Here is a 24,940-nt window from a genome sequence, read left to right as displayed (position 1 = left end):
ATGCAAAAAAGAGTTTGAATGCAAAAAGTTTTCATCGCCCCAACTAATCACAAACGCATTGATGAATTTTTAGCCAAAGAATTGCAAATTTCTAAAAATCAGGTATTGAATTTGATTAAAGAGGGGTTAGTGTTTTGTCAAAAAAAGGAGGTGAAAAAAGGGGGGCTAGCTTTAAAAGAGGGCAATACAATCACGCTTTTAACGCCCAAAATCGCGCCCAAACCCTTAAAAAAAGAGCTTGATTTAGAAATAGAAGTCATTTTTGAAGATGAAGATTTATTGGTGTTGAATAAGCCCCCTAATCTAGTCGTCCATAAAGCCCCAAGCGTGAAAGAGCCTACTTTAGTGGATTGGTTAAAATCTCAAAATTACGAGCTTTCTAATCTAGGCTTAAAAGAGCGCTATGGGATTGTGCATCGTTTGGATAAGGATACGAGCGGAGGGATTGTCATCGCTAAAAACAATTTTACCCATGTTCATTTGAGCGAGCAGCTCAAAACTAAAACAATGGGGCGCTATTATATCGCCTTACTTTCAACGCCCCTAAAAGAAGAAAAAATGAGCGTGGAATGCTATTTGACAAGAAACCCCAATAACCGCTTAAAAATGATAGCGCTCAAAGCGGCTAAAAAAGAAAAAAGCCGCTATTCTAAAAGCGAATTTACTAGCTTGCTGACTTCTCAAAATAATCTTAATTTGATAGGGGCTAAATTGTTCACTGGGCGTACGCACCAGATCAGAGCGCATTTAGAATATTTGAACAGACACATCATAGGCGATAATCTTTACGGGCTTAATGGGGCGCTTTCTAAAGAAGACATAAGAATCATGCTGCATGCCTATTTGATAGAGTTCAAACACCCTAGAAGCGAGCAGAAACTGCGCTTTAAAGTTCCCCTATTAAAGGATATGTTAGAATATCTTAAAAAAGTTTTTGATAAGGAGAATTTAGATGAGGTCTTGGATGAAGAAAAAATACTTCACGCTTTTATTGCAAAGTAGTGTGGTATTAGCGGTTTTTATAGGGTGTTCTTCTACCAGGAATCATACTTTTTCAGCCCTTAATAATCAAGAAAATACAGACACAAAGCTTCCGGTAGTCCATTCTATTAAAACCATTAACGATGTGAGTTCAGTGGGTTTTGAATGGCCTAAAATCGCTGATACTTATGATATTGATGGGTTTATTTTGTATCGTTTGAAAAAAGACTCCAAGCTTAAAAGAATCGCCACGATTAAAAACCCTTATGCGACCCATTATTATGATGAGGGGCTAGAAACAGAGAGTTCTTACACTTACCAGATCGCCACTTACAAGGGCGATAAAATCTCTAAACTTTCAGATCCTATTTTAGTAAAAACCTCTTTTATCAATCCTGTAGAAAGCGTTTTTGCAAGCCTTGAATACCCTAAAAGCGTGAAAGTCTTTTGGAGCCCGCACCCTAACCCTAGCGTTTCTAAATACATCATTCAAAGGCAGAATAAAGACGGCAAATTTTTGAATGTAGGGGCTGTGAAAAACCGCTTGTTTGTGGAGTATTTTGATAAAGATCTAGAAGATGGGACAAAATACCGCTACCGAGTCATTGCTGAAAATTTCATGGGGGATAAGTCTAGACCCAGCGTCATAGTGGAGGGGAAAACCAAAGACTTACCCAAAGAAATCACTAATGTTAGAGTGAGCCAAAACCTCACACGACACATTGAATTGAGTTGGGACAAATCCACCCAAGAAGATGTGATAGCTTATCGCATTTACGCTTCCAATAACCGCAACGATAAATACAAATTCATCGCTCAAACCACCAACACTTCCTATGTGGATAAAATAGAAAAAGACAACCTCACTCGTTATTATAAAGTCGTTGCCCTTGATAAAACGCATCTTGAAGGGGCATTACCCAAAGAGCCTGCAATGGGTGAGACCGCTGACAGGCCTGAAGCCCCTATCATCACTAAAGGGACTATTCAAGATTCTTCAGCCTTTATCCAATGGGAAAATAACCCAAGCGCTAAAATAGCCACCTATGCGGTGTATCGTTTTGAAGCCAATTCTAAAACCCCTTTGCGCTTTGGGAATATCACCAAAAACCAATTCGTGGATAAAGACATGAAAGTGGGCGTGGCTTACCGCTATCAAGTGGTGAGCGTGGATAAGGATGGATTAGAGTCGCACCCCAGCAAAGAAGTGCGCTTATTTTTAGAGCGCTAAAAGGGTTTTAATGCCCCATTTTTTAGCCAAGCTGGATTCCAAGCCTTTAGAATACCCCTTAATTGCAGGGGATTTTTGTTTTCATAAGGAATTTTTAAGCTTAAAACACCCCACTAAAAGCTGTGTGTATGCGAGTTTTAAGGATCATATTTTTTTATTGCAAAAAATCCGGCGAGCGGGTGATTTTTTAATCAAAAGCGAAAAAGCAACGCCCTTAAAACGAGAAATTTTAAAACAAGCTTTAAGGATTTATTCGCAATCTTTTGAGGTCATTTCGCATAATTTGCAAGAAAATTCTAAACATGCGAGCCAAAAAAAAACCCTTGATTTAGAGGCTTTTGAAGACTTTATCCAAAACAATCAAGCCCCTATTTTAGCCGAAATTGGTTTTGGGAGCGGGAGGCATTTGATAGAATTAGCTAAAAACAACCCCACTAAAACATGCTTAGGGATAGAGATTCACACCCCCTCTATCGCGCAAGCGTTAAAGCAAATTGAATTGTTGGATTTAAAAAATCTGTGCATCTTGCAAGGCGATGGCCGTTTGGTTTTAGAGAGCATGCCAAATTATAAGTGCGAAAAAATTTTTGTGCATTTCCCTGTGCCATGGAATGAGAAAAAACACCGCCGGGTGCTAAGCGAAAAGTTTTTAAACGAAGCTTTAAGGGTTTTAAAGCCTAGAGGGTTTTTGGAATTACGCACCGATGATAGCCTTTATTTTGAAGACAGCCTAAAATTAGCCCTAAAAAACTTTCAATGCGAGATAGAAATCAAAAAAAACGCTCAAATCCCGGTGGTCAGCAAGTATGAAGCGCGTTGGAATAAACTCAAAAAAGATATTTATGATTTAAGAATTTATTCTTTAGAATTGGATGAAACCCCTTTTGATAACCATGCATTTGATTTTTCTTTTGATACAATAACAATGAGTAAAAAGAGCGTTAAAACGATTTTAAAAACCCCCAAAACCATCCAAGAGGGGTATTTTGTGCATGTTTGCAATATTTATGAGGATAAGGGGGATTTTTTAGTGGAATTGAGTATGGGGGATTTTGATTGGCCTGTGCGTTTGTTTGTTTTACTGACAGAAAACCAGATTTTTTACCTCAATAAAAGCCCCTTAAAAACCTTAAACAACCACAAAGCGCATCTTTTGCTTCAAAATATCCTAAGCCAAAAGGGAATTGGATGAGTGTGATCATCGCAGCGAACAATCTATGCTTACAATACCAGCAAAACGAACCGGTTATCAAGCATGCTAATTTGCGCATCAAACGCAAGGACTTTGTGTTCATTTCAGGGCCTAGCGGGAGCGGTAAAAGCACGCTTTTGCGATCGTTTTATGGGGATTTAAAACTTTTTAGCGGTAAATTAGAAGTTTGCAATATCAACATGAACAACGCTTCAAAAGCAACGATTTTAGATTTGCGTAAAAATATTGGCGTGGTTTTCCAAGATTATAAATTGATCCAAGATTACACGATTGAGCAAAACATCAAACTGCCGATGATTATTTGCGGAATCAAAAAAGAAGAATGCCGCTTGCAGCTAGAAAAACTTTTAGGGCATATTGATTTACGCCATAAGGCTAACCGCTACCCCAAAGAGCTCAGCGGGGGCGAACAACAGCGAGTGGCTATGGCTAGGGCTATGGCGAACTGCCCTGAACTCATTTTAGCCGATGAGCCTACCGGGAATTTAGATGATTATTCTAGCGATAAAATCTGGAGCTTATTAAGGGGCATGAACACGCAATTAAACGCTACGATCGTGGTGGTTACGCACAAATTCCCTAAAAATTTTAGCGCTTATCACCGAAAATTTTACATAGAAGATGGGGAAGTTTATGAATACTCTTAAAAAACATTTAGCCTTTATCATTCCCCTAGTAGCGTTATTGTTTAGCTTGGAGTGCGTGTTATTTATCAATCAAGCGATCGAACAGAAAGAAAAAAAATTGATTGAAGATTATTCAGTCGTGTTGGCCAGCGCACAAAAATTAAGCTTGGAATTGTTGCGTCAAAATTTTAACGAAATCATAGCGTTAAAAGAAATTGATCCCAATTATTCTTTAGAACCTCTTCAAAAAACTTTAGGTACAGACGGGCTTAAGGAATTAAAAAAAAATTTACCCTTTTTTTATTCTTTACAACTTTCCACATTCCCCACTCAAGAGCGTTTAGAAAACATTAAAGAAAAATTGCTCAAAATCCCTGGCGTTCAAAAAGTTGAAGTCTTTGCCAAAACCTACATGCAAGTGTATGATCTCTTGAGTTTTATTAAAGCAGCGGTCTATATCTTTGCGTTAGTGGTCTTTGTCTTATCGGTTTTATTGATGTTTAAACAAGTCCGCATCTGGATCTATCAATACCATGAAAGATTAGAGATCATGGATTTATTAGGGGCTTCAGTATCTTTTAAAAACGGGTTTTTGTATAAAATAGCTTTAATGGATTCTCTAATCGCTAGTTTTTTAGCCCCCATGCTCATGCTCTATACCACTTCGCAAAAAGGTTTTGAAAAAACGATGGATACTTTGGGTATTATAGGAGGTTCGTTTGTTTTAAACCATTTTTTATGGGGACTGCTTTTTAGCCTTGTAATCTCATTTGTTTCTGTTTTACTTGTAGTTTGGAGGACTAGACATGTATAAATTAGGGGTGTTTTTGTTAGCCACCTTACTATCAGCTAACACGCAAAAAGTGAGCGATATTGCTAAAGATATTCAACATAAAGAAACCCTTTTGAAAAAAACCCATGAAGAAAAAAACCAATTGAACAGCCGTTTGAGTTCTTTAGGCGAAGCGATCCGCTCTAAAGAGCTTCAAAAAGCGGAGATGGAGCGCCAAATGGCCGCCTTAAAAAAGAGTCTTGAAAAAAATCGTAACGAAAGTTTGGTGCAAGAAAAAGTCCTAACTAACTACCGCAAGTCTTTAGATCATTTGCAAAAACAGCGATCGTCTTTACAAAAGAGGGTGTTTGATACGCTTTTAGAGGATTTTCTTTTTTCACAAGCCCTAAAGGGGCAGAATTTAGCCTCTTCTAATGATGTGATTTTACAAGTAGCGTTTGAAAACTTGCACCAAAGCACCCTGTCTAAAATGTCGCAACTAAGCCAAGAAGAAAGAGATCTCAACGTGCAAGCTTTAAAAGTCAAAAGCAGCATTCAAAAAATCTCATCTGTCATAGATGAGCAAAAAACTCGTGAAGTAACCTTAAAATCCTTGCAAACCGAACAAAATAAACTCATTTTGAGCATGCAAAAAGACTATGCGATCTATAACCAACGACTAACCCTTTTAGAAAAAGAGCGCCAGAACTTGAACGCTCTTTTAAAACGCTTGAATATCATCAAACAAAATAGAGAAAATGAAGAGAGGGTCAGTTTGAAAAAATCTTCTCAAGCCTTAGAAGTCAAACAAGTGGCGAGCTCTTATCAAAATATCAACACCACGAGCTATAACGGGCCAAAAACGATCGCTCCTTTGAACGATTATGAAGTGGTGCAAAAATTTGGTCCCTATATTGATCCGGTTTATAATTTGAAAATTTTTAGCGAGTCTATTACGCTGGTGTCAAAAACCCCAAACGCTTTGGTGCGTAATGTTTTAGATGGGAAAATCGTGTTCGCTAAAGAAATCAACATGCTTAAAAAAGTCGTTATCATTGAGCATAAAAACGGCATCCGCACGATTTATTCTCAACTGGATAAAATCGCCCCCACCATTAAAAGCGGTATGCGGATCCAAAAAGGCTATGTTTTAGGGCGCATTGATCAACGCCTGGGCTTTGAAGTTACCATGAAAGAAAAACACATCAACCCCTTAGAACTCATTGCGCGCAATTAAACAAATCATTTTTATTGCCGATATTGGCTAAAGAGCTTATGCAAACAAAGAAATCATTATACTTGTAGGCATGGAAAAATTTGGAGGTTTTTATGGTCAATGAAGTTCAAGGGATTGGGATTCCCACATCTCACACAAGCGTTCAAACAACCCCCACAAAAGAGATCAGTCGCACAAACACTATAAACACTATAGAAAGCACTATTGATGAATCTAAGACAACGATAGACCCTGATCAATACAAACCCAAGCTAGAATTATTGAGCGAGCGTCTGAATGAAGAAATGAAACGCATTGGCACGGATATTAATTTTAGTTATAACGATACGATCAAAGGGTTAGTGGTTTCAGTCAAAGACGCTAATGGGGATAAGGTGATAAGAGAAATACCCTCTAAAGAAGCTGTGGAGCTTATGCAAAGAATGCGCGATGTGATAGGCATTATCTTTGATAAAAGAGGCTAAAAATTAGAGGTAAAACATGGCAATAGGTTCATTAAGCTCATTAGGGCTTGGCAGTAAGGTTTTGAATTACGATGTGATTGACAAGCTTAAGGACGCTGATGAAAAAGCTTTAATCGCCCCACTAGACAAGAAAATGGAGCAAAATGTTGAAAAACAAAAAGCCCTTGTAGAAATTAAAACGCTCCTTTCATCTCTAAAAGGCCCGGTTAAAACGCTTTCAGATTATTCCACTTATATCAGCCGAAAAAGCAATGTTACAGGCGATGCGTTGAGCGCGAGCGTGGGGGTTGGCGTGCCTATCCAAGATATTAAGGTGGATGTGCAAAATTTAGCGCAAGGCGATATTAACGAATTAGGGGCGAAATTTTCTTCAAGAGATGATATTTTTAGCCAAGTGGATACCACGCTCAAGTTTTACACGCAAAACAAGGATTACGCCGTTGATATTAAAGCAGGAATGACTTTAGGCGATGTGGCTCAAAGCATCACAGACGCTACCAATGGCGAAGTGATGGGCATTGTGATGAAAACAGGAGGGAATGACCCCTACCAATTAATGGTGAATACCAAAAACACCGGCGAAGACAACCGAGTCTATTTTGGCTCACACCTCCAATCCACACTCACTAACAAAAACGCCCTTTCTTTGGGGGTTGATGGAAACGGAAAAAGCGAATTGAGTTTGAATTTAAAGGGGGCTGATGGGAATATGCATGAAGTCCCTATCATGCTAGAGCTCCCTGAAAGCGCTTCTATCAAACAAAAAAACACAGCGATCCAAAAAGCGATAGAACAGGCTTTAGAAAATGACCCTAATTTTAAAGATTTGATCGCTAATGGGGATATTTCCATAGACACTCTTCATGGGGGGGAATCTTTAATCATTAATGACAAGCGTGGGGGAAACATTGAAATTAAAGGGAGTAAGGCTAAAGAGCTTGGGTTTTTACAAACCACCACTCAAGAAAGCGATTTATTAAAAAGCTCTCGCACGATAAAAGAGGGTAAATTAGAAGGGGTAATTAGCTTGAATGGCCAAAAATTGGATTTGAGCACCTTAACCAAAGAAAGCAACACCAGTGAAGAAAACACAGACGCTATCATTCAAGCGATCAACGCTAAGGAAGGCTTGAGTGCGTTTAAGAACGCCGAAGGCAAGCTTGTGATCAATTCTAAAACCGGAATGCTAACGATTAAGGGCGAGGACGCTTTAGGCAAGGCCAGTTTGAAGGATTTGGGTTTAAATGCTGGCATGGTGCAATCTTATGAAGCTTCACAAAACACGCTTTTTATGTCTAAGAATTTGCAAAAAGCGAGCGATTCAGAATTCACTTATAATGGGGTGAGCATCACACGCCCCACTAATGAAGTCAATGATGTGATTAGCGGGGTTAATATCACTTTAGAGCAAACCACAGAGCCTAATAAACCTGCCATTATCAGCGTGAGCAGGGACAATCAAGCCATTATAGACAGCCTTACTGAATTTGTCAAAGCCTATAATGAGCTTATCCCTAAACTGGATGAAGACACTCGTTATGACGCTGACACTAAAATCGCTGGGATTTTTAACGGCGTGGGCGATATTCGTGCGATTCGATCTTCTCTTAATAACGTGTTTTCTTATAGCGTGCATACGGATAATGGGGTAGAAAGCTTGATGAAATACGGGCTTAGTTTAGACGATAAAGGCGTGATGAGTTTAGATGAAGCTAAATTATCAAGTGCGCTAAACTCTAACCCTAAAGCGACTCAAGATTTTTTCTATGGGAGCGATAGCAAGGATATGGGGGGCAGAGAAATCCACCAAGAGGGCATTTTTTCTAAATTCAATCAAGTCATCGCCAATCTCATAGATGGAGGGAACGCTAAATTAAAAATTTATGAAGATTCCCTAGACAGAGACGCTAAAAGCCTGACCAAAGACAAAGAAAACGCTCAAGAGCTTCTAAAAACCCGCTACAACATCATGGCGGAACGCTTTGCGGCTTATGATAGCCAAATCTCTAAAGCCAATCAAAAATTCAATTCCGTGCAAATGATGATCGATCAAGCGGCGGCTAAAAAGAATTAAAAAACAGAGAATTATCAATTTTAAAGGATAAAGGAATATTATGCAATACGCTAACGCTTATCAAGCCTACCAGCATAACCGAGTGAGTGTGGAATCCCCGGCAAAACTCATTGAAATGCTTTATGAAGGGATTTTGAGATTTTCCTCGCAAGCCAAACGCTGTATTGAAAATGAAGATATTGAAAAAAAGATTTATTATATTAATAGGGTTACGGATATTTTTACGGAATTGTTGAATATTTTAGATTATGAAAAAGGGGGGGAAGTGGCGGTGTATCTTACAGGCTTATACACCCATCAAATCAAAGTTTTAACGCAGGCCAATGTGGAAAATGATGCGAGTAAGATTGATTTGGTGTTGAATGTGGCTAGGGGGTTGTTAGAAGCTTGGAGGGAAATCCATTCAGATGAACTCGCCTAATGCGTTATTAGATTCTTTTAAAATCGCTCTTGTTAAAAAAGATTCTAAGCAAGCCTTTTCATTGATAGAGCGCCTTTCTTTAGAGCAAATAAAAAGCTTAGATTTAGACACACTTTTAAGCCTTAAGGAAATGATAGCCCAAAGCATTGAACTATTAGAAAAAGAAAAAGAAGAACTGCAATCACAAATGCATAAGGCTAAAAAGATTCAAAAATTTTTGTCTTAGATTTTTTAAACTACGATACAATAAAAGCACTATTTTTATTGAAGGCTAAAGATTGTCCGAACCCATAGATAGATTCACGCGCATAAGGTGGTTGTTTAAAAACGATTTTGAAAAAATCCGCCAACAAAGGGTTTTAATCTGTGGTGTGGGGGGCGTTGGGGGCTTTGTGCTAGACGCTTTGTATCGTGTGGGGATAGGGCAAATCACTATCATTGATAAAGACGTGTTTGATGTTACCAATCAAAACCGCCAGATTGGCTCAGAAAGGATAGGAGAATCTAAAGTGTTGGTGTTGCAAGATCTCTATAAGGGCATTCAAGCTTTGAATTTGCGTATAGATGAAGCGTTTTTAAATTCATTTAATTTTAGAGATTATGATTACATTTTAGATTGCATGGACGATTTGCCCATTAAAACAAGCTTGGCGATAAAATGCCAGAATTTCGCTTACGGGAAATTTATCAGCTCTATGGGGAGCGCGAAACGCTTGAACCCTAAACACATCCAAGTGGGGAGCGTGTGGGAAAGCTATGGCGATAAATTCGGGCGTAAATTTAGGGATTTTTTAAAAAAACGCCGTTTTAAAGGGGATTTTAAAGTGGTTTTTAGCCCTGAAATTCCGCATTGCATAGAGCTTGGGAGTTTTAATACGGTTACGGCGAGTTTTGGTTTGCAAATAGCGAGTGAAGTCGTGCAAGACATTATCAAATAAGGTATTATCAACAATGAAAGGAAGTGGAATGAAAGATTACGAAGATGAATTGGAAGATTTTGAAGAAGAAGAATTAGAGGGCTTTGAAAAAGAAGGTGAAGAGTATGGGGATTATAAGAATGTCTATGATGATGATGATTATGAAGACTATAACTCTGATTATGAAGAAGAGTGAAAAATGATTTGTGCGAGCGTTCTCCAGCATGCTTATTGCGGCTCTAGAAAAAAAACCATAGAGCATACAGCGAACTTGCTTGAACAAGCGCTAAAAAAACACCCTAAGACCAATTTAGTGGTGTTGCAAGAATTAAACCCTTATAGTTATTTTTGCCAGAGCGAAAACCCTAAATTTTTTGATTTGGGCGAGTATTTTGAAGAAGATAAGGCTTTTTTTAGCGCTTTAGCTCAAAAATTTCAAGTGGTGCTTGTCGCTTCTTTGTTTGAAAAGCGCGCTAAAGGGTTGTATCACAATAGCGCTGTGGTGTTTGAAAAAGATGGATCAATTGCTGGAGTGTATCGCAAGATGCACATTCCTGATGATCCAGGGTTTTATGAAAAATTTTATTTCACGCCGGGAGATTTGGGCTTTGAGCCTATCACTACAAGCGTGGGCAAATTAGGGCTTATGGTGTGCTGGGATCAGTGGTATCCTGAAGCAGCAAGGATCATGGCTTTAAAAGGGGCAGAAATTTTAATCTATCCTAGTGCGATAGGGTTTTTAGAAGAAGACTCTAATGAAGAAAAAAAACGCCAGCAAAACGCATGGGAGACGATTCAAAGAGGGCATGCGATCGCTAATGGCTTGCCTTTGATTGCGACTAACAGAGTGGGCACAGAATTAGATCCTAGCGGCACGATTAAGGGGGGCATTACTTTTTTTGGCTCTAGTTTTGTGGTGGGGGCTTTGGGCGAATTTTTAGCTAAAGCGAGCGATAAAGAAGAGATTTTGTATGCGGAAATTGATTTAGAACGCACCGAAGAAGTGCGCCGAATGTGGCCGTTTCTAAGAGACAGACGCATTGATTTTTATAACGATTTGTTGAAACGCTATATTTAATCAGTCAATTAATTTAAAATTTAAGGTTAGAAAGGATTGAACATGGTAGGTGTAATTTTTTGTGCTAAACAAGCGCAAAAATTCTATCATTTTTGTGCGGTATTTTCATTTTAACAAGGAGCAAAAATGCTAGAAAATAGCTCTGTATGGAGCAATCCTGCCTTTGTGGCCATCATTTGCATGTGCGTTCTTAGCCTTTTAAGGCTCAATGTCATGCTTTCTATGATTAGCGCGACCCTCATAGCAGGGATTATGGGAGGGCTTGGAATCACAGAGAGTTTTAATGTAATGATAGACGGCATGAAAGGCAATTTAAACATCGCTTTAAGCTACATCCTTTTAGGGGCTTTGGCGGTAGCGATCGCTAAAAGCAACCTCATTAAAGTCGCTTTGAGCAAATTAATAGGCTTGATGGATTACAAGCGATCCACTTTTTGCTTTTTGATCGCTTTCATCGCATGTTTTTCGCAAAATTTAGTGCCGGTGCATATCGCTTTTATCCCTATTTTAATCCCCCCTCTTTTGCATTTAATGAATCGGCTAGAACTGGATAGAAGAGCGGTCGCTTGCGCTTTAACCTTTGGCTTGCAAGCCCCCTACTTGGTGCTTCCTGTAGGGTTTGGTTTGATCTTTCAAACCACCATTTTAGAGCAATTAAAAGCTAATGGCGTTAGCTCTACCATAGCGCAAATCACAGGAGTGATGTGGATAGCGGGGTTAGCGATGGTTGTTGGGCTGCTTGTGGCTGTATTAACGCTATACAAAAAACCCAGGCGCTACAAGGAAAAATCTTTTGATATAGAAAATTACGCTTCGCTTCAATTAAACTACCATGACTACTTGACTTTTATAGGGATTATCGTGGCGTTTGTGATCCAATTAGCCACCGATTCGATGCCTTTAGCCGCCTTTTTAGCGTTAGCGATCATCTTATTAGGCCGTGGCATTAAGTTTAAAGAAACAGACTCGCTTATGGATGATAGCGTGAAGATGATGGCGTTTATCGCTTTTGTGATGTTAGTGGCTAGCGGGTTTGGAGAAGTGTTGCAAAAAGTGCATGCGATAGAGGGTTTAGTGAATGCGATCACAAGCATAATCCAAGGGAAGCTTTTAGGGGCTTTTTTGATGCTTGTTGTAGGGCTTTTTATCACTATGGGGATAGGGACTTCTTTTGGCACGATTCCTATCATCGCTGTGTTTTATGTCCCTTTATGCGCGAAATTAGGTTTTAGCATAGAATCTACAATTTTACTCATCGGCATAGCCGCAGCCTTAGGCGATGCAGGCTCACCGGCTAGCGATAGCACCATGGGACCCACTTGCGGGCTTAACGCAGACAACCAACACAATCATATCTATGACACATGCGTGCCGACTTTTTTAGTCTATAATCTCCCTTTGATTGTTTTTGGAGTTCTTGGAGCGTTACTATTAGGCTAATCTATCAAGTTAAGAAAATCTTTTCTTTAGCCTTACCCTCTGGGGTCAATGCTTTTTTAGATGTGCTGGTGGTCGCGCTCTCGGTTTTTTTTGTGGGTAAGATTTCGCACCATCACATTGTGGCTTTAGGGGTGGGCTTGCAATTTTTGATGCTTTTTTATGGCATCAACACGATTTTATACACCGGCACTAACGCCATTCTTTCTAGGCTTGTGGGGGCTAGGGACTTTGCTCAAATCAATCACGCTTTTTCAAGTATTTTTATAGGGGCGTTTGTGATCTGTTTGGGCGTGCTGTTTGTTTCTTATTTTTTGATTGAGCCTTTTTTAAATTGGATGCAATTACAAGATCCTTCGCGCCAATTGACGCAAGATTATTTAGAAGTCTTAGTTATCGCGCTACCGAGTATTTTTTTAAAAAATGTTTTAGTTTCAGCGCTCGCCAGTTTTTCAGACACCCTAACCCCCTTTATTGTTAAAATCATCATGGTCATCGCATGCATTTTCTTGAATCAAGCCTTGATTTTTGGGGATTTTGGTTTTAAAGAAATGGGTATTGTTGGCTCGGCTTTAGCGAATGTGGTTGTCTCTTATTGGGAATTACTCGCGCTTGGCGTTTGGATACAAATCAAAAAAATCCCTTTAAAATTCAAAATAACCTTTCATTTTTCTTTTTTAAAAACCATGTTTAGAGTGGGTTGGCCGGCCGGGTTTGAGCGCTTATTGAGCTTGTTTTCTTTAATCCTCTTATCCAAATTTGTAGCGAGCTATGGGGATAAGGTGTTAGCGGGCATGCAAATAGGCATTAGGGTTGAAACCTTTTCGTTCATGCCCGGATTTGGGTTTATGATCGCAGCGATGGTTTTAACAGGGCAAAATTTAGGAGCGAACAAGCCAAAGATCGCCACAGAATACGCGCATTTGATTTTAAAAATCTCTATGGGTTTAATGGGAGTTTTAGGGATTGTCTTAGTCTTATTCGCTAAAGAATTCGCGAGCCTTTTTTCTCAAGATGAAGAAGTCTTAGAAGTGGCGCGATCTTATTTGATCGCTGTGGGCCTCTCTCAAGCCCCCTTAATTGGGTATTTTGTGCTAGATGGAGTTTTTAGGGGGGCTGGCATTTCTAAAATTTCACTATATATCAACACCCTAAGCTTATGGGGGCTAAGGATCATGCCCATTTACTTGCTTTTAATTCATCATTTTAAGGTGGAATTTATTTTTGTAGTGATCGCATCAGAAACTTTTTTGCGCTCATTCATCTACTATAAAGTTTTTTCTAAAGGCATTTGGAAAAGGTGCGGGAAAAAGGCTTGATCATTGCTTGAGCGTAGCGGTCGTTTTGAAACGATTTTCTCGCACCACTTGCACGCCCACTTCACCCACATACTGAGCACTCTCTTCTATCTTTTTAGCGATCTTTCTGGCAATAATAGGCACTTGATTGTCCCTGACTTGGTTGGATTTGACAATCACTCTTAGTTCTCGCCCGCTCTCCATCGCATACGCTTTTTCCACCCCATCAAATTCTAGCGCGATCTCTTCTAAAACTTGCATGCGTTTGGCGTATTCTTCATCGCTCTTTCTTCTAGCCCCAGGACGCCCTGCTGAAAGCGCATCAGCTGCACACACGCTCGCACACTCTACGCTCAAAATCTCTTCATGCCCATGGTGGGCATAAATCGCATTGATCACCACCGGGTCTTCTTTATGGCGCTTGCACACCTCAACCCCTAAATTCACATGATCTCTCCCAAGCTCTTGGGTGAGCGCTTTACCAATATCATGCAAAATACCGGCTCTTCTGGCGAGCTTTTTATCCCCCCCAAGCTGCTCTGCAATCAAGCCGGCTAAAAGAGCGACTTCTTTAGAATGCTGTAAGGCGTTTTGCCCAAAACTGGAACGGTAACGCATTTTGCCTATTAAAATTTTAAGCTCATCTTCCATAGCCCCAAGCTCTAATTCTAACACCACGCTCTCCCCTTCAGAAAGCAATTCTTTTTCCATGTTGCGCGCGACTCTATGATAGATCTCTTCAATCCTGTTAGGCTGGATACGGCCGTCTTCTATTAAAATTTTAAGCGTCTCGCTCGCTACTTCACGCCGATAAAGATTGAAACTAGACAAACACAATTCACTGCTGTCTTCGCTAAATTCTATATCCACCCCGCTGACCTTTTTAAACGCTTCAATATTTTTCCCGTCTTTGCCTATCACACGACCAACATAATCTGAGCAAGGCAAAGCGATACGAGTGGTTAAATTCTCTGTCGCATAATTACCCGCAAAACGGGCTGTCGCTTCCGCTAAAATGGCATACGATTTTTTCTTGCCCTCTTCTTTGGCTTCTTTTTCATAACGCCTGATTAAGGCACTTTTTTGGGCTTCTAATTCTTCTTCTAATTGCTCTAAAATCATGTTTTTAATTTCATCTTTGGTATAAGCCATGTAATTGAGCATCGCATCTAGCGCTTTGGCTTGAGCTTCTTTACAAACAGCGCGCTGTTTTTTGAAATTTTCCCTCTCTTGTTCTAAAATTTGGCGTTCTTTTTCAAGCTCTTTTTTTTCCTTTTCCAAATAGCGTTTTTCATCTCTTACAAATTCTTTGTGCTGCGCTTCTAAATGCTTCAAATGCGCTTCTTTTTTATCAAAATGGGTTTGGAGTTGCAAGTTCTTGTTTTCATATTGCTGTTGCAATTTGCATTCTTGGCTTTTCATGCGCATCTCTTCAGCTTCCACAAAAGATTTCGCTTGAAACTCCATTAATTTGGCTTTAGCTGAAGCGCTTTTTAAAGCGGCTTGCCCTCTAGCGTAATAGATCTTTTTCATCACATAATACATGACTAGAGCGGTAATCAAACACGCTACCAAGACTTCTAATGAAATGTAAATTAACCCCATGCTCATAATGTTTCCTTTTATTATTCTTCATAACGATACGAGCATTCATATAAAGATCCGCTTCAATGTCATGGGCATCTGTAAGAACACCATTAGCTATTGCTAACTCCCTACTCACAAACACGATTAAGGGGCGTTTTAGTTGTCTTTTGAATAATGGGGGCAAACTCCTATCATACATGCCTAGCCCAAAACCCACGCGCCTAAAGCTTGTATCCATTCCTAAAATCGGCACGACAATACAATCTAATTCTTGCTTATAATAGCGCGACAAACTCGGCTCATCAAACCACCCCAAACGCCTTAAGGGCAACCTAAAGGGAGCGATAGTGAAACCCTCTTTAGAAAAATCAGCACTTTTTTTGATGCTTTTAGGCAACCACACGCGCTTATTTTTTTGTCTTAACTTCAAAATCAAAGGCCTAATGTCAAGCTCATGCCCTAATGGGCTATACAATAAAATATTTTGATAATCTTTGAATTTCCAAAATAAAAGCTTGCAAGCCAATTTATCCCTGACTGCTTTATCTTTGGTTGGTTTAGCCCTTTTCAAGCGTTCTTTACAAAAATCTCTAAAAATCGTTTTAATGGTTATAATCCTTAAATTTTAGACTTACATTATAGTATAATTTTAGGTTATTAGTTACCATTTTATTATTCTTAAGGATGTGTTTATAATGAGAATTAAGGCTTATTTTTTGCGTTTTATCGCGCTGGTTTTGATCGTTTTGTTGGGTTTTAGCGCTTGTAAAAATTCCCAAAAATCTCAAGATTCTCAAAACAATACCACCCAACAAGATAGCCCTAAAACCTACACCGCTATGGATTTGAATAACCAAGAATACACCATTACAGGCGATTTAGATTCCCTAAATATCAGCCCGGATTCTAACGCCCCTACTCTATTGATTTTAAGCACTTTAGACGATTTTTTAAAAAATTACTCTCCCACCTTTAACATCTTAAAAAAAACTTTTAAAGATCGTTTGAGAGTGCTTATTTTACTCAATCAACCCTATTCAAGCGATGCAATCAAAGACTTTAGCGCGCATTCTCAAGCTGATTTGGTGATTTTAAACCCTAAAGACACCGCTCTTTTTGATCATTTAAAGTATGACGCTTTAAACCATTCTTTTAACATGCTCTTATACCACAAACACCAATTGATTAAAATATATCAAGGGATCGTGCCAATAGAAATGCTCCAATTTGATATTTCCAATTTAAAGGATTAAAAATTATGTTTAATTTTTTCAAAAAAATTGTCAATAAAATTAAGGGCGAAGAGGTTAAAGAAAAAAAGCGCCAAAGCGTTCCTAAAGAGGAATTAGAAGAAATTTTGATTAGTTTTGACATCCAATACGATTTGATAGAGAGCTTGTTAAAGCATTTAGGCGATTTAGTTACGCCCAAGCAATTAGAAGTCGCTTTGTTGCGTTTCGTGCGAGGGGAAAGCTATTACGATAAAACCCGCCTAAAAACCATCACCACAAAACCCTTAGTGCATTTAATCGTGGGGGTTAATGGGGCGGGCAAAACCACAACGATCGCCAAACTCGCCAAGCTCTCTTTAAAACAGCATAAAAAAGTGCTTTTAGGGGCCGGCGATACCTTTAGAGCGGCCGCAGTCAAACAGCTGCAATTATGGGGCGAAAAGCTTAACATTCAAGTCATTAGCGCCAAAGAAGGGAGCGATCCAAGCTCTCTAGCTTATAACACCATAGAAAGCGCGATCGCTAAAAATATAGATGAAGTTTTTATAGACACCGCTGGGAGGTTACACAACCAGACCAACCTTAAAAACGAGCTTTCTAAAATCGCGCGCACCTGCTCTAAAGTTTTAAAAGACGCCCCCTTTTATAAATTCCTTATTTTAGACGGCACGCAAGGGAGTTCTGGGCTCACTCAAGCCAAAATTTTCCATGAGACTTTGGCGTTAGACGGCGTGATTATGACTAAGCTTGATGGCACTTCTAAAGGCGGAGCGATTTTAAGCGTGCTGTATGAGTTGAAATTACCCATTCTTTATTTAGGAATGGGCGAAAAAGAAGACGATTTGATCGCTTTTGATGAAGAACGCTTTATAGCAAACTTGGTTGATGCGGTGTTTGTGGAACAATAAAAAATACAACCATACCAAGAACATGGAGTATAACATAAACAGTATGGTTAAGCAACCTTATGATGAGTTTAATATTTTCTATAAGGACGATGATAAAGCACCTTTTGAAAGATTTATTCGAAGAATCAAGATTAAAACATTGCAAAAATAATATAGAAGCTATTACTAATATAGTAAGATAGGAGCTTTAAACTCCTATAACCTTATTCTGAGTGCCTATTAATATTGTTGTTTTTAATGCCTAATTTATTATATATCTTCTACTTTTACTTTTTTGATAAAATCACAATGTTTAGTAAGGCTAAGCTCTATTTTTCGCTTGAGATCTTCAAAAAGGATAATTTCTGTTCGAATTCCATTTGTTCTAGCCAATTTAAAGCCGGAGACATATCAGAATCATATCCTATCAAAACCACTTTATCTACAAAATGTTTTAGGAAAATTTCTAACATGTCTATTCCAAGGAGCATATCTACTTGTTTTTGAACCACATCGTCACCACGCTTAACAAGCTTTCCGAGTCTCAAGGCAGTATGATTTAAGTGTTCTAGTGTTGACAAGAATTTCAATATATCCTTCTTTTTCTTATGATTATCTAATGGTTTTGCTGTGTAAAAGAATATTCTGTATAGATTTAATAAATCTCTCTCATGATAACTGTCAAAAACACATAAATTACAAAAATCTATAACTTTTTGTGGATTGTTATTGTAATCAAAAAAAAGTTTTTTATCTTTTCCTATTTTTTCAAAAACATCTAGTCTCAAATTTTCAAAATCAACAAAAATTGCCGTTTTTTGTGTATGATTAATGATTCTGTTCTTTTTACTTGGATAACTAGGACCAGAAATAAATAAAGCCCTAGTTGAGTAATATTTCTCTATTATAGCAAAGTTTTTGTAAGAAGTCAAATTTATAGATTTTTTATGCTTCAATCAATTATTGTTTATAATCATAGAACACATTGGTGAAATAGGGTCTGTTTTTATTGGATATCAATAATCAAATTTAAAAATGCTATTAGCATTTTTTACAATCAATAGTAAAGAGCTTGATGCTAGTCAAGTGATAGCTCTAAAAAGCGGTCTTCTTGAATTAGGGGTTTTTAGTTGGTGGTTGTAGGGGGGATTATTTCAAAATACCCCTATCCCATTAAGAGAATGAGTTTTATCATAAAATAGAATAACTAAAACCCATTTACTTTGAGTGTTCATATTTAATGAAAATAGAGCTATTTTTAGTCTATTCCGTAATAATAACCCTAAAACTTATATCCATATGGTTTGCTTCTTGCAAAGCGTTACAAACCTCTGCGTTTTTGGTATAAAACTCCTTCAGCGGGATGTGGGGATAAAGCTTTTTGTGCGCTTCATCAACCCTGCAAATTAACGGGCGCGATTCATAAATCTTGCACAGATTGGTTTCTGAATCCAAAAACTTGCACACCCCATTGCCGGCATCAAACCCAATAAGCTCAATAATCCCGGTGATATTCTTGCAACAAAGCCCGCAAGAGGTGCAAGGGAAGCGATCAAGGGTTGTTCGCTTTTTTGATTCTTCCATGCTCGCTTCTTTATACCCTCTATGTCACGCCCTTTTTTCCTCTTTGAAAGCTCTATAGTCCTAAGAAGTCTTATCGTCTCTTAGATTTTCAAGCTGTGCCTGCCTAAATCTGATACCATCCAAGCTATAATTCCCATTTTCTAAGCTATCCATCTGTTTTCGCATGAGATTGAGCGCGTTTTTTTGTTTTTTCAGTGAGCTTTTGGCTTTCGTCCATGATAGAGACTTTCAAAAAAGCACTCAAAGTCATAAGGGTTGAAACGGTAACGCTGAGTTGATCTTTTTCTTTTTGATTGTAACGAGAGACATTGTAGTTATGCTTTTTCATCGTAGCGATGGCATCTTGAGCAAGCGAGAAAAACAGCGCATCAAACTTTGTGATTTGCCTAGTGAAAAGCTCTGACATTTTCTCAACGGATCTGAGATTATCAATCATCACATCCGCTTTTTTGGAGGCTGCTTCAACTTGAGAGTAATAAGCCTTGGCATCATCTAGCTTTTCTTCCATTTTAGAAGTGCTAAAAAACCCTAAAATAGCGGTAACAAGCTCTCCACCCATCATCATAGCAGTAATAAAACTATAAACACCTAAGCTACCATAGCCTATAAGCATTTTCTCTATAATACTCTCATCAGTCATACCATTGGTATTAAATTGGCTAAATGAATTTTGTGCATTTGAGACTTGTTCGCAGAGATCTTGCATGTCGGCAACTTTGACGACAAACTCACGACCTTTTAATTGATTGAACTCTTTCACAAAACTTGACATGCTATAACTTTGGACATGGAATTTTTTCTCACCCAATCTCATAAGAGCATTTTTACAATCAGACTCCACAGGTTCAGCCTTTTTAATTGCTTCCTCTTTTAAACTCTCTGCCTTTTTGATAAATTCATCAGCTTCGCAATCGGCATCGAGCGCATCAATCCCTTTTTTAACTCCGTATCCTGCTGCCGCTATGGCTACTCCGGCTAAAATAAATAGTAATGGCATGTTTTCTCCTTAAATGTTATTTTTGATATTTTCTAAAGCTTTTAGATTTTCATTAATGCTTTTTTGAAGCTCAGCGCACACGACTTTCTTTTGTTCTCTTGGCAAATCGCTTGCATTAATCAGATCTTCATGGCGGTAGATAAGGCTGAGCGTTTGATAAATATCAATCATTTCTTCAATAACGCTATCTTCAATCCCAAGCGTTCTAGCGACTTGCATGAATTTCTCACGATCTCTTTGATTGAAAGAACCACCATTTTCCAATGACTCTATCACATTGGTTACAATTTCATATCTATCATTTTTTTCCATGTTTTCTCCTTTACATTCTTATGTCTTTATTACTGGTAATTAATTCCCAAAATTCTTGGGTATTATTAAACAAGGGCTTTTGACCTAGTCTTTCTTGAATCTTATTATTGACTCCTATGGCCAAATCCGCATCGCCTGCATAAAGCGCACGCTCAAGCTCATCAAAACTCTGATTGAAAAACTTGGTAGTTTCATGAAAATATCGCTCAAACACCTCCTTAAATTGATTTTGATAAATCTCTAACAGCTTGATGAGTTCACGGCATTCTTTTTCAATCTCTATACGCCTTTGGCGCGCTAATTTAGCCTCTTCACGAGCCTTTAGAAAAGTATTAAAAAAAGTTTCACTCAAGATCGCACCCACAAAGCCCCAACTAGCATCCCAACCACAGGAATGGGGATGAGCGCTTGCCCAGCAACTGCCATAACCCCACTACTTACAAGAGTGGTGTTGGCTTTCCCAAGCTGTTTAAGAATCTCTGCCTCATCAATCTTTCCAGAAAAATAGCGAGTTAAAACCGTAGCATTTGCCACACCAGCACCCACAATCATAGCAGGCAATGAACCCTTGCCAAGGCTTTGGATGACCTTATTAGCGCTGCTTTGCATCAAACCTCCCAAAGATGAGCTTGCAAATGCACTGCCATAACTAAGCGCTCCACCCTTTAGGGTATCAATAGCGGTGTGCTTGATCGCCTTCATAGGATCCTTGCCATTTGCGATACATTCATAAACATTCGTTACGAGTGAGACCCCACCACCTATCAACGCACCGGTTTGTGCGGCGTTCATTCCTGCTTGATGCGAAACTCTGGTAACATCTTTAGCAGTGGAGAGATTTGGGTTCAATCTGGCTTCAATCGCCTCTGCTTTAGTGGTGCTCGCAGGCCTTGTATGGGATTTGATTGTTTTGCATTTTTGGAGTTCTTTCTCTAAAATAGCGGCTTTTTGAAAATCGCCAAGCCCCTTTTATTTAGCGATTTAAGACTCTAATTTCTTGATTTCAGCATCAGTGGCTTTTTGAATATCCCTATAATAATCCTTAGGGACATTCATCTTCGCACCGTTTTCAAAGTATTTTTTATAGGGTTTAGATAAGAATTTTTTAAAAACACTCTTCACCATTTCTGCCCACAAATTTACTCTGCACAGCCGTGCCAGGAATGACATTCCCCTTTTCATCCACACTGATATAATCCACGATTTCGTGGTTCTTACTGGGCGTGGCATGGTTTGGGTAAAGCTTTTTAACCTGAGCCTTTCGCTCACTAGAAAGATCATCATACTGCCATACCCTTTCCCCTTTTTTTGCAAGGATATTATGCACATTAACATGGGCTTGCTCTTTAATTTCAGCAGAATACCCCGCCTGTTGGTTGATATTTTGTTTAATATAGTTAGGGTTTATCTTCCTTTTTGAGATCTCTTCTAATCTATCCAAGACAGAAAAATGCTCTCTATTAGCGCTAGCATAAAGTGCACTCTCTTCGCTAGTTGAACCCATGATGGTTGAATCTGTAATGTTGCTGTATTTTTGTTTTTTTCTCGATCTTTTTTCATGATTCAACTCCAAAAAAGAAAGATTTAAAAAAAGCGAGAGATTTTGGGGATTCTAAAAGGTTTAGGGTAGGCTTATAAGTAACCCCCCCCCCAGAAAGACTAGGGATAAAAAAGCTAGGGATAAAAAACGCTAGGACTTTTTCCATAAAGACCTCCTTATTGTTCAATCCTAGCCACTATAACCAAAAATCCTAAACAAACCGCCTTATTTTTAATAAAAAGGTTTAAAATAATAAATATTTTCCCTACCCCCCTGTGTAGTAAAACGCCCTTGTGGGAGTTTCGCTGTTTTTATCATTCCACATGTTTTTTTCTGGTTTATTGATGACAGATTGTTTTAAAAGCCTTTTCATCATTTTTGTATCTTTATTTATGATCGCTTCTTTAGCGTCTATGGCGTCTTGATAGTATAAACATGGGCAAATCTTGCCATCAGAAGCCAAGCGGATACGATTGCAAGATTGGCAAAAATCATCGCTATGCGGAGCGATAATGCCAAATTGATAGCCATTTTCTAGCGTGTAGATTTTAGAAGACCCTTGTTTGGGTTTTTCTGCCGCAATGATTTGATATTTTTGAGCGATCAAATCTAAAATTTCTCGCTCTTTCAAGCCTTTAACCAAACTTTTAGCATGCGTGTTTTCCATAAATTCAATGTAGCGGATTTGTATGCTTCTCTTTTTTGCGTATTCTAAAAGCTCTAAGATTTCATCATCATTAACGCTTTTTATCACAACCATGTTTAATTTGAGTTTTAAACCCACTTTTAAGGACTCTTCAATCCCTTCTAGCGCATTTTTAAGAGCGTCTTTTTGAGAGATTTTTAAAACCCTATCGCTTTTTAAAGAATCCAATGAAACATTCACCCGTGATAACCCGGCATTTTTTAAATCCTTAGCCATTTTTTTGAGTAAAAAACCATTAGTGCTTAAAACTAACGCTACTTCCTTATTGTAAGCGTGCAATTTAGCGATAAATTCGTCTAAACCCTTGCGTAACAATGGCTCCCCACCTGTGATTCTAATTTTTTTAACGCCCTCATCAATAGCGATTTTAAGAAATTCTAAAACATTATCCAAAGGCAATAATTCTTCATCATCAAAAAAATTTAATGGCGTAGCAGGCATGCAATACTGACACCTGAAATTGCATTGTTTGGTTACAGACACCCTAATATAATCAATAACCCTATTAAAACTATCTACTAACACTCCCTTTATCCCTTATGCCCTTTATTTAAGCTTTTAGTGTAACATAATAAACAACGACTTAACAACATAAACATGGATAGATCTTTTGAAAAACCCTATCATTGATAACATTCCTTGCGTTTTATTAGCTGGGGGCAAAAGCTCTCGTTTTATCACCAATAACATTCAAATCAATAAGGCTCTCATGCCTTTAAAATCGTATCCTAGTCTTTTAGAATACCAATACTTGCGCCTTTTAAAACTTTTCAAACAAGTCATTATCAGCGCTAAGAAATCGTATGAACTAAACGCTCCCTATCTTTTAGAAAAAGAGAGCGATCTTTTTTCACCCCTTTTTGGCATTCATAACGCTTTTTTAACGCTGCAAACCCCTTATATTTTTTTTATCGCCATAGATGCGCCTTTAGTGTCCTTTGAAAGCATTAAAACTCTTTGTGGGATTCAAAACTTTAGCGTAGTCTATGCTAAAAGCCCTACAAAAGAACATTATTTAATTTCTCTGTGGCATCAAAGCACCCTTAACGCTCTTAGTTACGCTCTTAAAACACAAAATTATCGCCTTAGCGATCTTGTGAAAAATACCTCTTCTATCGCTATCAATTTTGATCAAGAAGAAGAATTTTTAAACCTAAACACCCTAAAAGACTATGAATTAGCCGTTCAAATTTTAAAAGAGGGATCAAATGGCTGAAGAAGAAAAAACCGAACTCCCTAGCGCGAAAAAAATCCAAAAAGCCAGAGAAGAAGGCAATGTGCCTAAAAGCATGGAAGTGGTGGGGTTTTTAGGGTTATTAGCCGGGCTAATGAGTATTTTTGTTTTTTTTATATGGTGGGTGGATGGCTTTAGCGAAATGTATCGCCATGTGTTGAAAGATTTTTCCCTAGATTTTAGTAAAGAAAGCGTTCAAGAGCTGTTTAACCAACTGGCTAAAGACACTTTTTTATTGCTTTTACCGATTTTAATCATTTTAGTGGTGGTGGCGTTTTTATCCAATGTCTTGCAATTTGGCTGGCTCTTTGCCCCTAAAGTCATTGAGCCTAAATTTTCTAAAATCAACCCTATCAATGGCGTTAAAAACCTTTTTTCTTTAAAAAAGCTCCTTGATGGGAGTTTGATCACTTTAAAAGTTTTTTTAGCTTTTTTCCTAGGGTTTTTCATCTTTTCCTTGTTTTTAGGGGAATTAAACCATGCGGCTCTTTTGAATTTGCAAGGCCAGTTGTTGTGGTTTAAAAGCAAGGCGTTATTACTCATTTCTTCGCTTTTATTTTTATTTTTTGTCTTGGCTTTTGTGGATTTAGTCATCAAACGCCGCCAATACACCAACTCTTTAAAAATGACTAAACAAGAAGTTAAGGACGAATACAAACAGCAAGAAGGAAACCCAGAAATCAAAGCCAAAATCCGCCAGATGATGGTAAAAAACGCCACGAATAAAATGATGCAAGAAATCCCTAAAGCCAATGTTGTGGTAACTAACCCTACCCATTATGCCGTCGCTCTCAAATTTGATGAAGAACACCCTGTGCCTGTGGTGGTGGCTAAAGGCACGGATTATTTAGCCATTAGGATTAAGGGCATCGCCAGAGAGCATGATATAGAAATTATAGAAAATAAAACGCTCGCCAGAGAGCTTTATAGAGATGTGAAATTAAACGCCGCCATACCAGAAGAATTGTTTGAAGCGGTAGCGATTGTCTTCGCTCAAGTGGCTAAATTAGAGCAAGAACGCCAAAAACAAAAGATCATCAAACCTCTTTAAGATTTTTTAAACCCGCTTTTAAGCCCCAAAAAGACACTCAATCAAGGATACTCAACCAAAA

At 38.4% G+C, this 24,940-nt stretch carries 26 protein-coding genes and 2 pseudogenes; 19 read left to right on the top strand and 9 right to left on the bottom strand.

Annotated elements, in window-relative coordinates; all coding sequences use genetic code 11:
• Positions 1-18 precede the first annotated feature (18 nt).
• From CXY28_RS02990 to CXY28_RS02920, 15 genes are all read left to right on the top strand, one after another.
• On the top strand, positions 19-1,002 hold the full coding sequence (locus CXY28_RS02990) for an RluA family pseudouridine synthase (protein WP_100979412.1): 984 nt from the start codon (positions 19-21) through the stop codon (positions 1,000-1,002).
• The gene (locus CXY28_RS02985; RefSeq protein WP_198542597.1) at positions 965-2,212 is read left to right on the top strand and encodes a fibronectin type III domain-containing protein; all 1,248 of its coding nucleotides are present in this window, start codon (positions 965-967) and stop codon (positions 2,210-2,212) included. Before CXY28_RS02990 ends, CXY28_RS02985 begins: the two co-directional genes overlap by 38 nt.
• A gap of 10 nt (positions 2,213-2,222) precedes the next feature.
• Positions 2,223-3,404: a tRNA (guanosine(46)-N7)-methyltransferase TrmB gene (gene trmB / locus CXY28_RS02980; protein ID WP_100979410.1), complete on the top strand. Its 1,182-nt coding sequence runs from the start codon at positions 2,223-2,225 to the stop codon at positions 3,402-3,404.
• The gene (locus CXY28_RS02975) at positions 3,401-4,072 is read left to right on the top strand and encodes an ABC transporter ATP-binding protein (protein ID WP_100979409.1); all 672 of its coding nucleotides are present in this window, start codon (positions 3,401-3,403) and stop codon (positions 4,070-4,072) included. Before trmB ends, CXY28_RS02975 begins: the two co-directional genes overlap by 4 nt.
• Positions 4,059-4,865: an FtsX-like permease family protein gene (locus CXY28_RS02970; protein WP_100979408.1), complete on the top strand. Its 807-nt coding sequence runs from the start codon at positions 4,059-4,061 to the stop codon at positions 4,863-4,865. Before CXY28_RS02975 ends, CXY28_RS02970 begins: the two co-directional genes overlap by 14 nt.
• Entirely contained in the window at positions 4,858-6,060 is a 1,203-nt protein-coding gene (locus tag CXY28_RS02965) for a murein hydrolase activator EnvC family protein (RefSeq protein ID WP_100979407.1), read from the top strand. The genes CXY28_RS02970 and CXY28_RS02965 overlap by 8 nt, the downstream gene beginning before the upstream one ends.
• 92 nt (positions 6,061-6,152) lie before the next feature.
• Positions 6,153-6,524, top strand: coding sequence for a FlaG family protein (locus tag CXY28_RS02960; RefSeq protein ID WP_100979406.1), 372 nt, complete (start codon positions 6,153-6,155; stop codon positions 6,522-6,524).
• A 16-nt stretch (positions 6,525-6,540) separates the two neighbouring features.
• Positions 6,541-8,598 (top strand): flagellar filament capping protein FliD, encoded by a 2,058-nt coding sequence (gene fliD, locus CXY28_RS02955; protein WP_198542595.1) that lies wholly within the window; start codon positions 6,541-6,543, stop codon positions 8,596-8,598.
• Between the two features lie 40 nt (positions 8,599-8,638).
• Complete coding sequence (fliS, locus tag CXY28_RS02950; protein WP_001199081.1) at positions 8,639-9,019, top strand: flagellar export chaperone FliS; 381 nt, start codon at positions 8,639-8,641, stop codon at positions 9,017-9,019.
• The gene (locus CXY28_RS02945) at positions 9,006-9,245 is read left to right on the top strand and encodes a hypothetical protein (protein ID WP_001087903.1); all 240 of its coding nucleotides are present in this window, start codon (positions 9,006-9,008) and stop codon (positions 9,243-9,245) included. Before fliS ends, CXY28_RS02945 begins: the two co-directional genes overlap by 14 nt.
• Positions 9,246-9,297: 52 nt before the next feature.
• On the top strand, positions 9,298-9,957 hold the full coding sequence (locus CXY28_RS02940) for a tRNA threonylcarbamoyladenosine dehydratase (protein ID WP_198542594.1): 660 nt from the start codon (positions 9,298-9,300) through the stop codon (positions 9,955-9,957).
• A gap of 28 nt (positions 9,958-9,985) precedes the next feature.
• A complete protein-coding gene (locus CXY28_RS02935; protein ID WP_100979405.1) occupies positions 9,986-10,132 on the top strand; it encodes a hypothetical protein in 147 nt (48 codons plus the stop codon).
• Between the two features lie 3 nt (positions 10,133-10,135).
• A complete protein-coding gene (locus CXY28_RS02930) occupies positions 10,136-11,014 on the top strand; it encodes a carbon-nitrogen hydrolase (RefSeq protein WP_100979404.1) in 879 nt (292 codons plus the stop codon).
• A gap of 126 nt (positions 11,015-11,140) precedes the next feature.
• A complete protein-coding gene (locus CXY28_RS02925; RefSeq protein ID WP_100979403.1) occupies positions 11,141-12,454 on the top strand; it encodes a Na+/H+ antiporter family protein in 1,314 nt (437 codons plus the stop codon).
• Entirely contained in the window at positions 12,454-13,770 is a 1,317-nt protein-coding gene (locus CXY28_RS02920) for an MATE family efflux transporter (protein ID WP_269799813.1), read from the top strand. Before CXY28_RS02925 ends, CXY28_RS02920 begins: the two co-directional genes overlap by 1 nt.
• Here CXY28_RS02920 and rny read toward each other — a convergent pair whose 3' ends face one another.
• Both rny and CXY28_RS02910 read right to left on the bottom strand, forming a co-directional pair.
• Entirely contained in the window at positions 13,771-15,282 is a 1,512-nt protein-coding gene (rny, locus tag CXY28_RS02915; protein WP_232779976.1) for a ribonuclease Y, read from the bottom strand. It lies immediately after the preceding gene.
• Positions 15,260-15,934: a 5-formyltetrahydrofolate cyclo-ligase gene (locus CXY28_RS02910; RefSeq protein WP_100979400.1), complete on the bottom strand. Its 675-nt coding sequence runs from the start codon at positions 15,932-15,934 to the stop codon at positions 15,260-15,262. Before CXY28_RS02910 ends, rny begins: the two co-directional genes overlap by 23 nt.
• A 97-nt stretch (positions 15,935-16,031) precedes the next feature.
• Here CXY28_RS02910 and CXY28_RS02905 point away from each other — a divergent pair, with 97 nt between their 5' ends.
• Entirely contained in the window at positions 16,032-16,589 is a 558-nt protein-coding gene (locus CXY28_RS02905) for a hypothetical protein (RefSeq protein ID WP_100979399.1), read from the top strand.
• 5 nt (positions 16,590-16,594) lie between these two features.
• A complete protein-coding gene (gene ftsY, locus CXY28_RS02900) occupies positions 16,595-17,476 on the top strand; it encodes a signal recognition particle-docking protein FtsY (RefSeq protein ID WP_100979398.1) in 882 nt (293 codons plus the stop codon).
• A 308-nt stretch (positions 17,477-17,784) separates the two neighbouring features.
• Here ftsY and CXY28_RS02895 read toward each other — a convergent pair whose 3' ends face one another.
• The 7 genes and pseudogenes from CXY28_RS02895 to moaA form a co-directional block, all read right to left on the bottom strand.
• Positions 17,785-18,411, bottom strand: coding sequence for an NYN domain-containing protein (locus tag CXY28_RS02895; RefSeq protein ID WP_229763307.1), 627 nt, complete (start codon positions 18,409-18,411; stop codon positions 17,785-17,787).
• Positions 18,412-18,718: 307 nt separating this feature from the next.
• A complete protein-coding gene (locus CXY28_RS02890; RefSeq protein ID WP_015644451.1) occupies positions 18,719-19,039 on the bottom strand; it encodes a YkgJ family cysteine cluster protein in 321 nt (106 codons plus the stop codon).
• A gap of 60 nt (positions 19,040-19,099) precedes the next feature.
• A pseudogene (locus CXY28_RS02885) lies at positions 19,100-20,036 on the bottom strand (sortase).
• A 9-nt stretch (positions 20,037-20,045) separates the two neighbouring features.
• Positions 20,046-20,348 carry a hypothetical protein gene (locus CXY28_RS02880; RefSeq protein WP_015644454.1) on the bottom strand — a complete coding sequence of 101 codons (303 nt, stop codon included), beginning with the start codon at positions 20,346-20,348 and terminating at the stop codon, positions 20,046-20,048.
• A 10-nt stretch (positions 20,349-20,358) separates the two neighbouring features.
• Positions 20,359-21,908: pseudogene (locus CXY28_RS02875) on the bottom strand (hypothetical protein).
• A complete protein-coding gene (locus CXY28_RS08660; protein WP_198515003.1) occupies positions 21,905-22,054 on the bottom strand; it encodes a hypothetical protein in 150 nt (49 codons plus the stop codon). Before CXY28_RS08660 ends, CXY28_RS02875 begins: the two are co-directional and overlap by 4 nt.
• Positions 22,055-22,153: 99 nt before the next feature.
• Entirely contained in the window at positions 22,154-23,119 is a 966-nt protein-coding gene (gene moaA, locus CXY28_RS02865) for a GTP 3',8-cyclase MoaA (protein WP_100979397.1), read from the bottom strand.
• 85 nt (positions 23,120-23,204) lie between these two features.
• Between moaA and mobA the strand changes: the two genes are divergently transcribed.
• Positions 23,205-23,810, top strand: coding sequence for a molybdenum cofactor guanylyltransferase MobA (mobA, locus tag CXY28_RS02860; protein ID WP_100979396.1), 606 nt, complete (start codon positions 23,205-23,207; stop codon positions 23,808-23,810).
• Positions 23,803-24,879: a flagellar biosynthesis protein FlhB gene (gene flhB / locus CXY28_RS02855; protein WP_100979395.1), complete on the top strand. Its 1,077-nt coding sequence runs from the start codon at positions 23,803-23,805 to the stop codon at positions 24,877-24,879. The genes mobA and flhB overlap by 8 nt, the downstream gene beginning before the upstream one ends.
• Positions 24,880-24,940: the final 61 nt, after the last annotated feature.

The sequence above is a fragment of the Helicobacter pylori genome (genome assembly GCF_002832345.1).
Lineage (GTDB): Bacteria > Campylobacterota > Campylobacteria > Campylobacterales > Helicobacteraceae > Helicobacter > Helicobacter pylori_CP.
Note: the sequence above shows the minus strand (reverse complement) of the source record. Positions and strands in the feature narration are given on the sequence as shown.

Excerpts from the sequence above, each read along its gene's own strand:
- rny (WP_232779976.1), bottom strand. The coding sequence starts at position 15,282 with ATGAAAAAGATCTATTACGCTAGAGGGCAAGCCGCTTTAAAAAGCGCT.
- CXY28_RS02985 (WP_198542597.1), top strand. The coding sequence starts at position 965 with ATGAAGAAAAAATACTTCACGCTTTTATTGCAAAGTAGTGTGGTATTA.
- fliD (WP_198542595.1), top strand. The coding sequence starts at position 6,541 with ATGGCAATAGGTTCATTAAGCTCATTAGGGCTTGGCAGTAAGGTTTTG.
- trmB (WP_100979410.1), top strand. The coding sequence starts at position 2,223 with ATGCCCCATTTTTTAGCCAAGCTGGATTCCAAGCCTTTAGAATACCCC.
- flhB (WP_100979395.1), top strand. The coding sequence starts at position 23,803 with ATGGCTGAAGAAGAAAAAACCGAACTCCCTAGCGCGAAAAAAATCCAA.
- CXY28_RS02990 (WP_100979412.1), top strand. The coding sequence starts at position 19 with ATGCAAAAAGTTTTCATCGCCCCAACTAATCACAAACGCATTGATGAA.
- fliS (WP_001199081.1), top strand. The coding sequence starts at position 8,639 with ATGCAATACGCTAACGCTTATCAAGCCTACCAGCATAACCGAGTGAGT.
- CXY28_RS02925 (WP_100979403.1), top strand. The coding sequence starts at position 11,141 with ATGCTAGAAAATAGCTCTGTATGGAGCAATCCTGCCTTTGTGGCCATC.
- CXY28_RS02880 (WP_015644454.1), bottom strand. The coding sequence starts at position 20,348 with ATGGAAAAAAATGATAGATATGAAATTGTAACCAATGTGATAGAGTCA.
- CXY28_RS02935 (WP_100979405.1), top strand. The coding sequence starts at position 9,986 with ATGAAAGATTACGAAGATGAATTGGAAGATTTTGAAGAAGAAGAATTA.
- CXY28_RS02945 (WP_001087903.1), top strand. The coding sequence starts at position 9,006 with ATGAACTCGCCTAATGCGTTATTAGATTCTTTTAAAATCGCTCTTGTT.
- CXY28_RS02890 (WP_015644451.1), bottom strand. The coding sequence starts at position 19,039 with ATGGAAGAATCAAAAAAGCGAACAACCCTTGATCGCTTCCCTTGCACC.
- CXY28_RS02975 (WP_100979409.1), top strand. The coding sequence starts at position 3,401 with ATGAGTGTGATCATCGCAGCGAACAATCTATGCTTACAATACCAGCAA.
- CXY28_RS02960 (WP_100979406.1), top strand. The coding sequence starts at position 6,153 with ATGGTCAATGAAGTTCAAGGGATTGGGATTCCCACATCTCACACAAGC.
- CXY28_RS02930 (WP_100979404.1), top strand. The coding sequence starts at position 10,136 with ATGATTTGTGCGAGCGTTCTCCAGCATGCTTATTGCGGCTCTAGAAAA.
- CXY28_RS08660 (WP_198515003.1), bottom strand. The coding sequence starts at position 22,054 with ATGGAAAAAGTCCTAGCGTTTTTTATCCCTAGCTTTTTTATCCCTAGT.
- CXY28_RS02965 (WP_100979407.1), top strand. The coding sequence starts at position 4,858 with ATGTATAAATTAGGGGTGTTTTTGTTAGCCACCTTACTATCAGCTAAC.
- CXY28_RS02970 (WP_100979408.1), top strand. The coding sequence starts at position 4,059 with ATGAATACTCTTAAAAAACATTTAGCCTTTATCATTCCCCTAGTAGCG.
- ftsY (WP_100979398.1), top strand. The coding sequence starts at position 16,595 with ATGTTTAATTTTTTCAAAAAAATTGTCAATAAAATTAAGGGCGAAGAG.
- CXY28_RS02905 (WP_100979399.1), top strand. The coding sequence starts at position 16,032 with ATGAGAATTAAGGCTTATTTTTTGCGTTTTATCGCGCTGGTTTTGATC.